This window comes from Pseudobacillus badius (assembly GCF_002189605.1).
In the GTDB taxonomy this organism is placed as follows: Bacteria; Bacillota; Bacilli; order Bacillales; family Domibacillaceae; genus Pseudobacillus; species Pseudobacillus badius.
In genome coordinates this window covers 545,020-559,475 of record NZ_MWMM01000001.1, presented here as the reverse complement: position 1 = coordinate 559,475, position 14,456 = coordinate 545,020, and the positions used below count along the sequence as shown (strand labels likewise).

The window sequence follows — 14,456 nt, the reverse complement described above, 5'->3', positions numbered from 1 at the left end:
GTCCAGTTTTGGGTAAATATAATGCAAGCACAAGTAATTGGTTTTTACAAAATATGAAAAGCTTGAAGTGTTAAGGAGGAATTCTATTATGTTTGGAAAAAATACGGATAAAAATCAGGGTGGTATGGGAACTAATTTAAGTTATATGCTTTTAGGAGCAGGAGCTGCGGCTTGGTGGCTTTCAAAAGAAGAAAATCGCGATAAATTAGAAGGCTGGATGAATACGGCAAAAGAAAAAATGAATATGGATGTTCAGCCTTCTACAGAAGAATTCCCCGTTTTGAAAGCTGGGCACCCTCATCCTGACGATATTGCTGACAATAAAATGGTAGCTGAAGGCTCTCAATTCGGCGTTCATTATTACAACGAGAAAGAACAACAATAAATCATGAAAAAGACGGCTTTCCAGCCGTCTTTTTATTTTGCCGGAAAAATGGCTTCCGAATATCACTCTCCCACGCTCGCACATAAAAGAAAAAGCAGTTCTGTTGATCGGAATGGAAGGTGTGCCGCCCGCCCTGCGGAAAGCGAAGCGCCTGGAATGAAAAGCAGCAACCTTCGTCCGCAAGCAAAACTAGACGTTTATTTAAGAAATTCCATTTCCCAGCTGAAATACGGTTGATCTTTGTTTTGCACATACCGTAAGCGAGCATCAAACTTATTGCCCTTTTTGCTCGTTAACCCTTTCACTACAGCCGAGCCATTTTTCAGCAGAGCCTTCACCATTGTTTTAGTCGGCTTCTTTTTTAAAGCTGCTAAAAATTTATCGTTTTTCCAAATGACAAACTTACAGCCATTCTTCCAATTGCTGCAGCCAAAACCCTTTTGCCCTTCAATGATCCCATGCCCGCACAGAGGACACTTCCCAAGTATTTCAGCTCGCTTCTTTCCTTTAGAGACCTCGCTAATGACGACTTCCTGATCACTTTTTATTTTTTCAACCGCTTTAGAAGTAAAGTCAGAGATCGCATTCAAGAAAGATTCTTTGGTGAAGCTCTGTTTTTCAATATCTGATAATGTTTTTTCTAACCGTCCAGTAAACTCTAAATCAAATAACTCCTTCACAGGAAAGGTTTCTACTAATTTCCTGCCAAGTTCGGTACATATTAAATTCTTATTTTGCATTGTAATATAGCCGATATCTTTTAACTTTTTAATGGTTTCGGCTCTTGTGGCCGGAGTGCCAATACTGTACCCGCTTAGAATAGAAGCAAGCATTTTTTCTCCTTCTTCTCCTTCTTCGCTCCCGCCGCCTTTCCCGCATGTTTCCATGACCCTGAGCAATGTCTTTTCTATATGAGGCTTGGGAGGCTTTGTCACATGAGATGATACCTTTTGCTTGATTATATCCACATGTTCATTGAGCGCAACAGCTGGCAACAGCGTATCTTTCGATTCAATGTTTTCAAGCTTTTTCCATCCAACAATCGTTTGCACTCTTCCCTTAGAAATAAACACACCTTTTATCTCGCTAACATTCGCTTTCGTCGTAATTTTCGTTTCTTCAAATTCTGCGATAGGCATAAACTGAATGATAAAGCGGTTTTTAATGGCCGTGTAAACAATCTCTTCGTCCTTCGTTAACGATTTAGGCACTAAATAAGTAGGAATAATCGCGCTATGGCTCTCCACCTTAGCGTTATTAAATATCCGTTTCGTCTTCTGGAATTTAATTTCTGCTTCAAACGGCAGCCCCTTTTTTAAGACATCCAGCACTTTAGCTGCCTTGCCGGCAAGGCTTTCCTCTAACGCAATACTCGCTGTTCGCGGGTATGTAATCAATTTTTTCTCATAAAGAGATTGGGCTACTTTTAATACTTTGTCGGACGTCCACCCTTTATATTTGCTCGTAATGTACCCTTGTAAATTGGACAGGTTAAATAAATAAGGAGGGAATTCCTTTTTCCGTTCTATTTTCTTATCAATAATAGTTGCACTTTGATTAGCTAGGGCCTTTTCAATTAGTTCGAGAGGCTCTTTGCTTTTAAATTTCTCCTGCCCCTCTTCGAAATAAGTTCCCTCGTACTCTTGTCCGTCTTTTGTTTTAAACGCAGCGGTTAATTTATAATAATCCTCCGGCACGAAATTCTCGATTTCCTTATCACGGTCGTAAATAATTTTTAAGGTTGGCAGCAGCACTCTTCCAATATTTAAAGCCTGTCCTCTTCCCTTTTGATACTTTAATGTAGCAACTGAAGTTAAGTTGATGCCAATGAGCCAGTCTGCCCATTGGCGGCTTAAGCCGGCATCCTGGAGAGGCTTCATCTCAATATTAGGTTTAATATTTTTGAGACCTTTTACTACTTCCTCAGGCGTCCACTCGTTCAATAACAGCCGGTAGACCTTTTTCTGAGACTTCAGATTATAAATGATCGTATCACCAATAATCTGGCCCTCGCGATCATAGTCACAAGCTGAAATTACAGCTTCCACATCATTTCGTTTAATCAAAGAATAAATAATTTTCAGCTGCTTTTTCGCTCCCAAGTCTTCTTTGTCCCGATTGCGCGGATCGCTCTTTACTTTGTAACGAAAATGCGATGGGACGAAGGGGAAATTCTCCATGCTCCACCTTGTCAATTTTTCATCATAATCCTTTGCATCATACAGCTGCAGCAAATGCCCGAAAGCCCAGGTGATAATATAGCCATTCCCCTCAAAGTAACCCTCTTTTTTCGTTCTGATCTTTAACGCATCCGCAATATTTTTAGCGACAGATGGCTTTTCTGCGATAATAACCTGCATTCTGTTAAACTCCCTAATCATTATATAGTGTTTATTATTATAGCTATTTCCCTTTATAGTTTAAAGAAATGAAACTGTCCTTAGAAAGAAGGATGCCCTATGTTTAAAAAAGCCATAGAAATCCTTATGTGCTTGGCTGCTGTATGGAAACGAATACAGCGGCCCGCACTTTAAGGTAGACCTCTTGCTATTCATCATTTCTGCAGATAACATTTTGCAGCCTGCTGACATGGCCGTTCATTTACCTCTAAATCCTTTCGCCGATAGAATAAATAATATGCCGCCGAGCATCCAGAATGGTTCCCAGAATAACATCCGCCATTTCAGAGAATACTCCTCTAGTTCAAGGTTTAATACAGCAAAACAATCAAGAATAAGCGTAGTAAAGTTGGCAAGGCCGTATAAAAATAAACACACTCCGCCGGCCAGCGACAAATAATACAACACTTTCCTCATGGACTCTGGCCAATCTCTAAGCAGCAGCAACAAGAAAAACCCTCCGAACATTTTTACAACTCCCGTTAACCGAACGATCGAAAGAAAATTTTCATCACCTGACAGCGCCTTCTCATAAATAACTCCACCTAGAGATCGCACGCCCAGCATGCCGCCGCTTGCCCAATAAAAGGTTAGTGCCGCAAATGCCATACACCAAATGAAGCCGGCATAAATAACAAGGTTTTTCTTTTGCATCGTACCTCTGCTTCCCTTCTTTTCTCAGCCTATTCTCCGAAAAAGCGCATAGAGCTAGGTGAAATTTCTAAAAATGGTTTGGATCATTTCAAGTCATGCCTTTCATCTCTAATCAAATTAAGTTCCCTTGCTTTTTCATAAAGCAAGTTCGGGAGAGCCTCTCCGATATCTCTTTCTACTAGTTTCATTATAATATGACACAGCTACATTAGACAGAAGGCATAGATAGAAGAGAGGAAGAAATAGTTGATTTTATTTTTGATGAAAAAGATAGCTGCTGGCCATCCCCCATCATTCATACAATAATAAAGCGCAAGAATGGCCTTTAGAGCGGCACCCTTCTTGCGCTTCTTGTGTTCCTATCCATCTCACCGGCTCGTTCTTCCTTTAGTAAAATAATACAAAAACCAAACAGCATGGTTTTGTTCGTCTGCTGCCGTTCGGCGAAAGAGCTCTTTAATATATTGATTAGATGTTTCATCAGAGATGCTTAGATAAAAATCAACCGCTTCTTGTTCATCTTTTAAAGCTGCTTCCAATCCCTTCATATACTTATTCGGGCAATTCTCTATCACTTTGGGCTGCGGCTGGCGCCCTGTCAATTGAGTATACAATTGCGTGAATTGCTGAAAATGCCGCTGTTCATCCCGGCGAATTTCTAAAATCCGCTTCTTGACCGCCTCGCTTGGAGCCATTTTCGCTAAACTTGTATAACATTGAATAGCTGTATATTCTCCATTGATTGCCTTTTCAATATCAGTGATCAACTTATTTGTTTGCCTGCTTACAGCAGAATAAGGATACATTTCTGACACGTATTTTCCCTCCCCGCTTCAACTATTATTATCTTACGAAAAACCACTGAAAGAGGTGCAGCATTTATCCATATGCTTTTTCAGTCTCCTGTATAAATGAAAATACTTCACTTATTCAAACTTATTTACATAAAATACCCCTTACCGTATAATGAAAGTAATAAATGAAAGCAGAAGGGGATCCGTGCTTCTGGGAGGTGCACCATTTGAAGAATATCCAAGCAGGAATAAAAGAAAATTTACTGCAGTTTTCATTGCTAGTCGTCATTAATTTTTTTGTAGGCTCGATGGTCGGTCTGGAAAGAACGGTTCTGCCGATTATAGGGGAAAAACAGTTCGGCATTGCGTCAACTAGCGCTGCCTTGTCTTTCATTGCCAGCTTTGGCTTTTCCAAGGCGGCCACTAATTTTTTTGCCGGAAATCTGGCTGACCGGATTGGCAGGCGGCAAGTGCTGCTGTTCGGCTGGGGCATCGGGTTATTTGTTCCGCTGCTCATTATCTTTGCCCAGTCATGGTGGGTCATCATCTTAGCTAATGTTCTTTTAGGCATCAATCAAGGATTGACTTGGTCTATGACTGTAAACATGAAGATTGACTTAGCAAAAGGGACAGAGAGAGGATTGGCTGTGGGGTTGAACGAATTTGCCGGTTATATCGGCGTGGCCTCTTTTGCCATGATTTCCGGTTACGCAGCCTCCACTTATTCGTTGCGTCCCGAGCCATTTTATATAGGGATCGGCCTCGTTGTTATCGGTTTTCTGCTTTCACTCGCAGTAGCAGACACGACAAAGCACTTGACCATATCGGGTCAAAGCAAACCGGCTAACAGTCATTTAAAGAGGGTATTTGCTAAAACAACTTGGAAAGACCGGACCTTATCAAGCATCAGCTTTGCGGGAATGGCCACTAATTTAAAGGATGGAGTAGCCTGGGGGCTATTTCCGCTGTTCTTTGCTTCAAAAGGCTTGACACTCGCACAAATCGGAGTAATTACAGCTGCTTATCCAGCCGCATGGGGGATTTTTCAGCTGTTTACAGGGGCTTTAAGTGATCGAGTCGGGCGCAAATGGTTTATTACTGCCGGCATGTGGCTGCAAGGTCTTTCTCTTTGGTGGATTCTCTTTGTTGACAATTACTTCTTGTGGTTGGCTGGAGCAATTTCGTTAGGCCTGGGAACGGCGATGGTCTATCCCACACTGATTGCTGCTATCGGCGATGCCGTTCCTTCTAGCTGGAGAGCCACGGCCACAGGCGTATACCGTTTTTGGCGTGACAGCGGCTATGCCTTTGGCGCTCTGATAGGAGGCCTTCTTGCCGACCAACTAAATATTAACTGGGCTATCGGCTTTATTGCCCTCCTTCCTTTCTCCGCTGGGATAATAGCCGCTCTCCGGATGAAAGAAACATTAAAAAAAGCTGAAAAACCAGCCTTTAAATAAACTATAAATTTATTATGTTAACTTTAAACGGTAATAAAAATCTAAAGCGACCCTATCTATTTGGTCCTGTGGGATGGGATTGTGTTTCGGCAGCCTCTTCCTCCCCTCAGGCGTTTGATCGATTTATTTTCAAACAGATATAGCTGTACGGCATCCCTTTTTTGTGCACTCCGTTGATTGCAATGGAAGGTGCGCAGACTCCGGCGGGATTTGCGGGACAGGTGGGACCCCGCACGCGCTTTGGCGCGGAGGAGGCTCACCGCCCGCCCCGCGGAAAGCGAAGCGCCTGGAATGGAAATCAACCGGGTCCATCCGCAAGAAAAATAAAAAGGCGCATGTGTGCGCCTTTTTATTATCCCTCTATTTGTCCATTTTCACGAGCGGCTGCTTCATCCTTTATTTCCTCGCGCATACCGGCAATGCTTTCTCGGCGGCGTGCATTTTTTTCTTCAATTTCCTGGCGCTGCTCAGAATTGGCATTCATCATAGTTTCTTCTGCTCTTTCCATATTGCCGATTGTATTCTGCACCATGTCCTGAAGTCTTTCTACATTGTTTGATCTGTCATCTGGTTTCGGTTTGTTGTTCATTCCATAATCCTCCTTTTGATGATGATTCATACAATAGCCTTTCCTATTCGCCTAGTCTTTAACGAGGTAATTTGTGGAATTTATGAATTTTGCACATATCTAAATTTACATATTTTTTCACTTTCGAAAACGTATTTAGTTATTAAACAGCTGAAGCTCTGAACAAAATTAGAAGCAAATATATAGACAAATGCCTATCCTCCTCTATACAATGCTTTATAAACAGCTATTGCTATTCAAAACCTTTTTCCCACATCTAATGGTTTTTTAAGCTTGCCAAATGATTGATTTTCTTTATTTTAACAATATATACATTACATTTTACCTATTTATATATAAGTTTAAATACTTATAATAAATATATATATTATTTAGGGAGTTGAATTGAGTGGAAGCTAAATCCAATTTAATGAAAAAGCTCTTTCCGCTGTTCGCCTTAATCGCCATCATTATTGCGGCGGTTTCCTGGTCGTTAAAAGATGTTGATAAGCCAGTCACTGTCTCCTTTTCCTCAATGGAAAAGATTATACAAGAACAAAATGGCGCACCAGTTTCTCTCGAGGAAAAGCCAGATGGCGCCCTTTATTTGACAACGAAGGATCATCAATACGTCTCGTACACTTCCCCTGGAAGCTCGTCAGTAGACAGATTGGTTGAAACATATAATATCCGCTATTCCTATTCTAATAAAGGACCGTATGATAATTGGATTATCGGCGGCGTCCTGCTCGCTGTTATTGCATTGGCAGCTGTTCTTTATAAAAAAGGAAGAAGCGGAGCAAATTCATCAACAAAAGCTATGAAAAACAGCTTATCAAAAGCGGTTCCTCTTCCTTCCATTACACTGAATGACATCGGGGGACTGTCCGCTGAAATGAAAGCTGAAATTAAACAAACGCTGGCTATATTAAAAAACCCTGAGCGGTCAGCTGAAATTGGAGTAAAGGCCCCGCGGGGAATCTTGCTGTATGGCCCTCCGGGAACGGGCAAAACGCTGCTTGCACAGGCGATCGCCAAGGAACTGAATGCCACCTTCTTTTCAGCAAGCGGGTCCGCGTTCACTGAACTATTCGTCGGAGTCGGTGCTTCCCGCGTCCGCAGCCTGTTTGAACAAGCTAGAAAACAAAAGCCTGCCGTCATTTTTATTGACGAGGTGGATGCTCTTGCCGGACGGCGCAAAGCCCATGGCGGCGAGGAGGCAGAAAGAACGTTGACTGAACTGCTCGTTCAGCTTGATGGCGGCCATTCTAACGATGATATCCTATTTATAGCCGCCACGAATAGAAAAGATATGCTTGATGAAGCGTTCCTTCGTCCAGGCCGGATTGACTTCTCTTTCCTTGTGCCGCTTCCGGATACGAAAGGCAGACGCGAAATTATCGACATCCACATTAGAGGAAAAAAACTTGCTGACAATGTGCTTTCCCGGCTTGAAGATCTGGCAGAAAGCACGTCCGGATTTTCGGGTGCAGAATTAAGTTCGTTGTTTGAGACGGCCAGCCGCAGCGCGATCCGCAACGAGCGAAGTGTCATCGAAAAGAGCGACCTTGATTATGCGCTCGACCGCACGATTCTCGGCAGCACTTCCCGCACGCTTCAAGACCCTGAAACAAAGCGCCGTGTCGCCATCCATGAAGCCGGACACGCGCTGGTTGCTGCTGCTACTAATCCCGGGTCTGTCAGAAAAGCAACAATCATTCCAAGAGGACAGGCGTTAGGTTATGTGGCTCCTATCCCAAAGGAACTCCACTTGTCTACTGCCAGTGAATTGATGGATCAAGTAGCCATGATCTTGTCAGGCGGGACAGCTGAGCGCAAATTTCTTGGTGAACATAGCATTGGGGTAAGCGGCGACGTGCAGCAGGCCAAGCAAATTATTGAACAAATGGTCGATATGGGCGTCTTGCAAGACGGGTTCACCCTTACATTCGGGAAAATGGAGCGGGAAACGAAAATGCAGGAGCTTTTCCAAAAAGCGCTCTCACGCTCTGAAACACTGATCGCTGAACGGGAAGACCAGTTTCATCAATTAGTTGATGCCTTATTAAAAAAAGAAACGCTAGAGGGCTGGGAAGTAGAGCAAATTGTAAATGGCTCCTCTACAGCAAATGAAGTGAGTGAAAAAGAAGCTGTGCTCGTTTAAATACCGTTATTATTAACCGCAAAACAGGATGCACCTATTCAGTGCATCCTGTTTTATTTACTTCTCTGTATAACGGAAAGCCTTGTCTCATTTAGAAACATCCCATTCCAGCTCAGCGAATGCTTTTTTCTCCCCCTCCTTATATTCCTTAGGCATTTCTTTTCCAAGAATATAATAATCAAGTGTTTCTTTAGGCACTTTCTGATAATCTTTTGCCTTATACATATAGAAAGCAATTCCAAGAAGTGTCCAAACAGCTAAAGCAATAAGGGAAGGGGCTCCAAGAGCAGATGGAGAGCCCGGGACAAGCAGCAAGGCTAAAAAGACTATACTTGACAATGTCCCTAAAAGGCAGATAAGCTTCTTGACTGGTGAAACCATTCTTCCCTCTTCCTCACTCTCCCCTTTTCTCCCTCTTAAGTAATCGCTTTCAAATCCCCAGACAAACTGTTTAAATGCGGCGAGGCACGTATAAAGATACGCAATCGTGACGCCAATCGCTGACATATCCACAATCCATAATAAAACAGGGCGGCCAAACCATGGAGCCAGCAAACAAAGAACGCAAGTAAACAAGATTCCGATATAAGGAGTTTTATGTTTACTATGCAATTTAGAAAAGGCAGCGGGAAGAATTTGTGCTCGCCCCATCGCAAACATTAAGCGGCTTGCTGACACGTAAAAACCATTTAACCCTGTAAAGATTCCCATACAAACTGAGATGGCCAGGCAAATAACCCCTAGTACACCTAACCTTTGAGAAACAATATCTCCTGTTCCCCATACCGGCTTGCCGGCAACAAGCTGCTGCCAAGGTCCGCCGACAGCTGTGGCTATCACCATAAAAGCATATAAACAGATGGCAACGATAATAGAATAAATAATTAAAGAGAAAGCTTTCTTCGCCGGGAAATTAAATTCTTCTGCTGCCTGAGGGATATTATCAAATCCGACAAAAGCCCAGGGGGCAACAGCAAGTATCGCTACAATCCCGGCAATAGGAGCAATTCCTGGCTTAAAGGCTGGTGTCATATGAGTGAAATCGGAGGCGGGGTGCAAGAGCATGCTGGCTGTTAATAATATGATTCCCAAAACAAGGATCAGACAGAAGATAAATTGCAGCTGTCCTGACAAGGAAGCGCCTTTAATATTAAACCAAGCGAAAAAGATAAGGACAGCGCTTGCAACCAGGACTTCCCCTAGATAAACTTGCCATCCGTTGATTTCATATAAAAAGACTGTATTTGTAATGGAAGGGAAAAGAAATTTTCCAAGCAGCGCCATCGCTGAAGCATTCAAAGCTACAATACAAATGTAGCCTAGCGTTAAAAACCAGCCGCAAAAGTAGGCATGTGTTCGGCCAAATCCAAGATAAGCGTATGTGAAGCCGCCGCCCGAAACCGGAAACTTGTCTATGAGAATGCCGTAGCTTACGGCAATAATCATCATAATGAAACCGCCAAGAAGCAAACCGATAATCACTCCGGCCGGCCCCGCTTTTGCCATCCATTCCGTTGGCAATATAAAGGCTCCCCAGCCAATTGCAGACCCTAATGCAATGGCCCACACCCAATGCGGCTTAAATGTTTTATCAAGCTGAACCCTTTCTTCCATCGTATACCTCCTGTACTGCCGGATTATCCGGCTGCTTCTTCATATGGCTTTAATCAGCTAATCAAAAATACTAATTGGTCTGCCGCTTTCTAATTTGCTGCAAGCTGTATCAATAGATAGCCTTTTCTCGGATGGAGGAAACATGTTTTTTAAAAAAAGGGGCTTTTCAAGAAAGCCCCTTTTGTCTTTACCAGTTTTTATGATCAAGGTGTGCATATTTTTCAAGCAGGCGCGTCGGCATTTGCAGTGCATCTTTTCTGAATGGCGGTGCCAATTGTGTGCCATCCACTAAAATGTCAATGACCGTTGGTTTTTTTGCGGCAAGCGCTGTTTCAATCGCTTGTCGCAGGTCTTCCGGGTTATCTACACGGATTCCCTGAGCCCCCATGCTTTTCGCTACCTCGGCAAAGTTTGGCCCTTCAATATCCGCTCCCACAAAACGATTATTGTAGAAGTCTACCTGATTTTTCTTCTCGGCACACCAAGCACCATTATTGAATACACAAGCAATGACCGGCAAATTTTGCTCTACTGCTGTGCTTACCTCATGAAGGCTCATGCCCCAAGCACCGTCTCCAACAATACAGAAGGCTGGAGAGGACGGATCAGCCAGAACAGCTCCCATAGCGGCTGGATAGGCGAAGCCGCAGTTTCCAAATGTCAGGGCGGCTAAGTGCTTGCGCGGCTGATTAAATGTTAAATAGGCATTAGAGGTAGATGATGTATTGCCGATATCAGAAGCAACCACCGCATGATCCGGAAGCGCCCGATTAATTTCCAGCAGAGCTCTTCTCGGATTCATCGGCTGGCCTGGCACCATAGCCAGATCAACCAGCTCTTGCTCCCACTTCTCCTTTTCAGCAGCCATTTGTTGCAGGCGTTCTTTATTTGGCTCAAAGGAGGCACCGCTGTTTGCCAACCGTTTTAAAATTTCTGCTGTAGCATCGTAAGCATCGCCAAGAATCCCGACTTCCACCGGATGCGTTCGCGCAATATTCCGATGATTAATATCAATTTGAATAATTTTAGCACTTTTCGGAAAATAATCAATATCGTAGCATGGAAGCGTGCCGAAAACAGACAGTCTCGTTCCAATGGCCAAAAGAACATCTGCTTCTTTCAAAGAATTCATCGCCGCTTTGGAACCCATATAACCAATCGGTCCTACGGCTTGCGGGTGGTCTGCCGGAAATGCGTCATTATGCATGTAAGAAACAGCTACCGGCGCACTTAACTTCTCCGCTAGATCTTTCACAAGTTCAATAGCGTCTGCATCAACTGCCCCCCTGCCTGAAATAATCACCGGGTTGTTAGCGGCTTTCAGCAGCTCTACCGCTTGATCAATAGCCTGGGAATCTCCAAAGCCCTTCTTCTCCACACGATATTGTGACGGCTTTAAAATATAATCTTCTACTTCTCCATAGAAGTAATCACGCGGGATATGATAAAGAACCGGTCCGCGTTCGGCATATGCCAGGCGGAAAGCGGTGCGCAAACAGTCTGCCACACGGCTCGGGTGTGTCACCTTTACTGTTGCCTTCGTAATCTTATCGAATACAGAAGCTTCATCACATTCCTGGAAACCGTCCCATCCGATTGTCTTAGTACCGGCAGACGGGGCAATGACGATCATCGGCGTATGGGCCATGTTAGCAGCTGCGACGGATGTAACCATATTGGTCACCCCCGGACCGTTTTGTCCGATCACCACTCCTGCCTTTCCAGTGATCCGTGTAAAGGCATCTGCCATATGGGCCGCACTTTGCTCATGGCGAACCGGGATAAATTTAATGCCGGCTGTTGGCAGCAAATCCAGCATATCCATGAAGGCTGAGCCAAGAATACCGTATATTTGATCAATGCCTTCCGCAAGCAGGGTCTCAACAATGGCCTCGCTTGGCGTCATCTTTAATTTTTTCCCTTGCATCACTTTTAGTTCTTTTTCTGCTTTAACCATATTTTTTCATCCTCTCTTTTTATCATTTCTTTTATTTAGTATCTTGAAAGACTTCAAAGATCGTGTTGACAAGAAACTGCAAATCTTCTTCTGTTGAAGAGAGCGGCGGAGCTACGATAAGAACATTGTTAAAACCGGGTACCGTATCACCGTTTCTTCCAATAATTAATCCTTTTTCTTTGCACTTGGCAATGATCTCACCAATGACTGGGTCGGCAATCGGCTCTTTTGTCTCTTTATCTTTTACCAGTTCCAAGCCGTACAAAAAGCCTTTAGAGCGCACTTCTCCGACAAACGGATGATCAGCCAGCTCATGCAACTTACTCAACAATGTTTCTCCAAGCCTGGCTACCCTTGCGACTATGCCTTCCCGCTCAATAATTTCAATGTTTTTTAAAGCAACAGCACAGCTTGCCGGATGCCCTCCGTATGTTGAAACGTGCCGAAGGTGATTATCTGTGCCTTGTTCTTTGAATTTTTCATAAATGCGGGAATGAACAGCAGTCGCTCCAAGCGGCAAATATCCGCTCGTCAAGCCTTTCGCCATCGTTACAATGTCCGGCTGTACTCCCTCAGAGTGCATAAAGCCAAACATCTTGCCTGTACGGCCAAAGCCCGAAACAACTTCATCAATGATCAGCAATACATCATGCTTTTTGCAAATTTCAGCCACTCTTTGCAAATAATCGCTCGAAGGCACGATGACTCCGCCGCCGGAAATAAACGGCTCCATAATAACGGCAGCGACCGATTCGGCTCCTTCCCACACAATCATTTGGTCAATTTGATCAGCAGCGACTTTATCACAATTGGTTACTTCCTCTCCAAATGGACAACGGTAACTATATGGAGGCGGAACATGGAGAAAGCCTGGCACGCCTGGATCATACTTTACGCGCCGGTTCGCTTGCGCGGTCGCACTTAGCGCCCCAAGCGTTGATCCATGATATGCACGATATCTGGAAATAAATTTATATTTTCCCGGATTGCCATTTTGCTGATGATATTGCCGGGCAATTTTGAAGGCGGTTTCATTTGCTTCAGAACCGCTGTTTGAGAAAAAGGTTTTATAGGAATCCCCCAGAAGCTCGCTTATTTTTGCAGATAATTCAATCGCCGGCTGATGACTCAATGTAAGCGGGAAATAAGAAAGCCTTTTCATTTGTTCAGCGGCTGCTTCTACAATTTCCTCGCGCCCATGTCCCAAATTTAAACACCAAAGTCCTGAAACCCCATCCAGATAACGCTTGCCTTCCAGATCGGTAAACCATGCTCCCTCTCCTGATTCGGCAATCATCGGTTTACCGCCTTCTACATGCCGGCTCATCGCATGCCACAAATGATCAAGATCTTGTTTTTCCAGCTTTTCACTGTCCCTTACTTCTAATTGAGTCATCCTCTTTTCCCCCTTTAACAAGTAATTACAAGTAGCTGATTATCTATTAAACTCAGCTGGCTCTGCAGCGAATTTATTAGGAAATTTCTTTGACGTCTAATCTGCTCCTTTCTTAACTATTTGTCACATCATGTCGTCATGTCGTCCGTACCAGTTGATGCATCATCGTTGTTATTTATATTAAAACACACGTTTTTAAAATATTCAATCTATTCTAACTATATTACCTATTGTAAAATCCACTTAGTCTTATCCGTTTTTTTAATAGGTAGGACAACACCCCAACTGGCAGAGAGCAGATCTGCTTTTCATGAGGCTGCTCTCTCATTAACTGTTTCTTTGGCTTAGCTTTATGCGAAAGGAGTACATATCAGACCGAAAAGAAGCCACATAGTATTCAATCAGCCTGCCCGAGTGATCCATCAATTTTCTCTCTGTATTTAAAACATTAAATGAATCCGCAACCTCTAACAACTCCGCATCTTCCGCACTTAAAAAGCCGCTCGTAATCAACTGTTCTGCTTCAGCGAGCTGAATGCCCAGGTTTTCCTCCATCAAGTCAAACAGCGTTCCTTTGTCAATATCAAACTTTGCCAATTGACTTCCGATATCAACAGGATAATATTGCAGCTCAATAGCAAGCGGGATATCATTCGCATATCTGACACGTTTGATAAAGTAAGCTTTTTGAAGGCCCGTGGCTTCCACAATTTCCTCAGGCGGCTCAATAATTCCATGTGTAATCAGTCTCGCTCCCGGTTCCATTCCCATCTTTCGGATTGTTTCTGTCGTGCTCGTTAATGAACCGAGCCAGTCCTGAATCACTTTCGAAGAAATAAATGTCCCTTTGCCATGGACTTTTTCTACAATCCCCTCCCTGACAAGGTGTGCAACAGCTTCTCTTACTGTGCTCCTGCTCACTTCATACTCATCCATCAATTGCCGCTCGCTCGGAATTTTATTGCGGTAATGCCCTTCATTAATCAAGCCTTCAATTTTATTTCTTAATTGAATATGAAGCGGCACCGGATCTTTAGGGTTCAGCTTCTCCATATGAATACCCCT

The 14,456-nt window shown here is 43.6% G+C and carries 11 protein-coding genes; 3 read left to right on the top strand and 8 right to left on the bottom strand.

Features of this window, described 5'->3' with window-relative positions; translation table 11 throughout:
- Positions 1 to 88 precede the first annotated feature (88 nt).
- Positions 89 to 385, top strand: a complete 297-nt coding sequence (locus B1A98_RS02675; RefSeq protein ID WP_082821612.1) for a hypothetical protein — start codon at positions 89 to 91, stop codon at positions 383 to 385.
- 197 nt (positions 386 to 582) lie between these two features.
- On the opposite strand, the gene B1A98_RS02670 is transcribed toward B1A98_RS02675, so the two are convergent.
- The 3 genes from B1A98_RS02670 to B1A98_RS02660 all read right to left on the bottom strand — a co-directional run bounded on the left by B1A98_RS02670 (position 583) and on the right by B1A98_RS02660 (position 4,244).
- The gene (locus tag B1A98_RS02670; RefSeq protein WP_063383605.1) at positions 583 to 2,745 is read right to left on the bottom strand and encodes a type IA DNA topoisomerase; all 2,163 of its coding nucleotides are present in this window, start codon (positions 2,743 to 2,745) and stop codon (positions 583 to 585) included.
- A gap of 237 nt (positions 2,746 to 2,982) precedes the next feature.
- Positions 2,983 to 3,438 (bottom strand): DUF3995 domain-containing protein, encoded by a 456-nt coding sequence (locus tag B1A98_RS02665; protein WP_063383604.1) that lies wholly within the window; start codon positions 3,436 to 3,438, stop codon positions 2,983 to 2,985.
- 368 nt (positions 3,439 to 3,806) lie between these two features.
- Positions 3,807 to 4,244: a ferritin-like domain-containing protein gene (locus tag B1A98_RS02660; RefSeq protein ID WP_063383660.1), complete on the bottom strand. Its 438-nt coding sequence runs from the start codon at positions 4,242 to 4,244 to the stop codon at positions 3,807 to 3,809.
- A 173-nt stretch (positions 4,245 to 4,417) separates the two neighbouring features.
- Between B1A98_RS02660 and B1A98_RS02655 the strand changes: the two genes are divergently transcribed.
- Positions 4,418 to 5,692 carry an MFS transporter gene (locus tag B1A98_RS02655; RefSeq protein ID WP_063383603.1) on the top strand — a complete coding sequence of 425 codons (1,275 nt, stop codon included), beginning with the start codon at positions 4,418 to 4,420 and terminating at the stop codon, positions 5,690 to 5,692.
- 352 nt (positions 5,693 to 6,044) lie between these two features.
- Here the strand turns inward: B1A98_RS02655 and tlp are convergent, their stop codons facing one another.
- Positions 6,045 to 6,281: a small acid-soluble spore protein Tlp gene (gene tlp / locus B1A98_RS02650; protein ID WP_063383602.1), complete on the bottom strand. Its 237-nt coding sequence runs from the start codon at positions 6,279 to 6,281 to the stop codon at positions 6,045 to 6,047.
- A 388-nt stretch (positions 6,282 to 6,669) separates the two neighbouring features.
- Here tlp and B1A98_RS02645 point away from each other — a divergent pair, with 388 nt between their 5' ends.
- Positions 6,670 to 8,424, top strand: coding sequence for an AAA family ATPase (locus B1A98_RS02645; protein ID WP_063383601.1), 1,755 nt, complete (start codon positions 6,670 to 6,672; stop codon positions 8,422 to 8,424).
- An 87-nt stretch (positions 8,425 to 8,511) separates the two neighbouring features.
- Here B1A98_RS02645 and B1A98_RS02640 read toward each other — a convergent pair whose 3' ends face one another.
- The 4 genes from B1A98_RS02640 to B1A98_RS02625 all read right to left on the bottom strand — a co-directional run bounded on the left by B1A98_RS02640 (position 8,512) and on the right by B1A98_RS02625 (position 14,444).
- Complete coding sequence (locus tag B1A98_RS02640; protein ID WP_063383600.1) at positions 8,512 to 10,038, bottom strand: APC family permease; 1,527 nt, start codon at positions 10,036 to 10,038, stop codon at positions 8,512 to 8,514.
- Positions 10,039 to 10,225: 187 nt separating this feature from the next.
- Positions 10,226 to 11,995, bottom strand: a complete 1,770-nt coding sequence (xsc, locus tag B1A98_RS02635; protein ID WP_063383599.1) for a sulfoacetaldehyde acetyltransferase — start codon at positions 11,993 to 11,995, stop codon at positions 10,226 to 10,228.
- A gap of 31 nt (positions 11,996 to 12,026) precedes the next feature.
- A complete protein-coding gene (locus B1A98_RS02630) occupies positions 12,027 to 13,391 on the bottom strand; it encodes an aspartate aminotransferase family protein (protein WP_041100919.1) in 1,365 nt (454 codons plus the stop codon).
- 327 nt (positions 13,392 to 13,718) lie between these two features.
- Positions 13,719 to 14,444, bottom strand: a complete 726-nt coding sequence (locus B1A98_RS02625; protein ID WP_063383598.1) for a GntR family transcriptional regulator — start codon at positions 14,442 to 14,444, stop codon at positions 13,719 to 13,721.
- Positions 14,445 to 14,456: the final 12 nt, after the last annotated feature.

Excerpts from the sequence above, each read along its gene's own strand:
- B1A98_RS02675 (WP_082821612.1), top strand. The coding sequence starts at position 89 with ATGTTTGGAAAAAATACGGATAAAAATCAGGGTGGTATGGGAACTAAT.
- B1A98_RS02670 (WP_063383605.1), bottom strand. The coding sequence starts at position 2,745 with ATGCAGGTTATTATCGCAGAAAAGCCATCTGTCGCTAAAAATATTGCG.
- B1A98_RS02665 (WP_063383604.1), bottom strand. The coding sequence starts at position 3,438 with ATGCAAAAGAAAAACCTTGTTATTTATGCCGGCTTCATTTGGTGTATG.
- B1A98_RS02660 (WP_063383660.1), bottom strand. The coding sequence starts at position 4,244 with ATGTATCCTTATTCTGCTGTAAGCAGGCAAACAAATAAGTTGATCACT.
- B1A98_RS02655 (WP_063383603.1), top strand. The coding sequence starts at position 4,418 with ATGAAAGCAGAAGGGGATCCGTGCTTCTGGGAGGTGCACCATTTGAAG.
- tlp (WP_063383602.1), bottom strand. The coding sequence starts at position 6,281 with ATGAACAACAAACCGAAACCAGATGACAGATCAAACAATGTAGAAAGA.
- B1A98_RS02640 (WP_063383600.1), bottom strand. The coding sequence starts at position 10,038 with ATGGAAGAAAGGGTTCAGCTTGATAAAACATTTAAGCCGCATTGGGTG.
- xsc (WP_063383599.1), bottom strand. The coding sequence starts at position 11,995 with ATGGTTAAAGCAGAAAAAGAACTAAAAGTGATGCAAGGGAAAAAATTA.
- B1A98_RS02630 (WP_041100919.1), bottom strand. The coding sequence starts at position 13,391 with ATGACTCAATTAGAAGTAAGGGACAGTGAAAAGCTGGAAAAACAAGAT.
- B1A98_RS02625 (WP_063383598.1), bottom strand. The coding sequence starts at position 14,444 with ATGGAGAAGCTGAACCCTAAAGATCCGGTGCCGCTTCATATTCAATTA.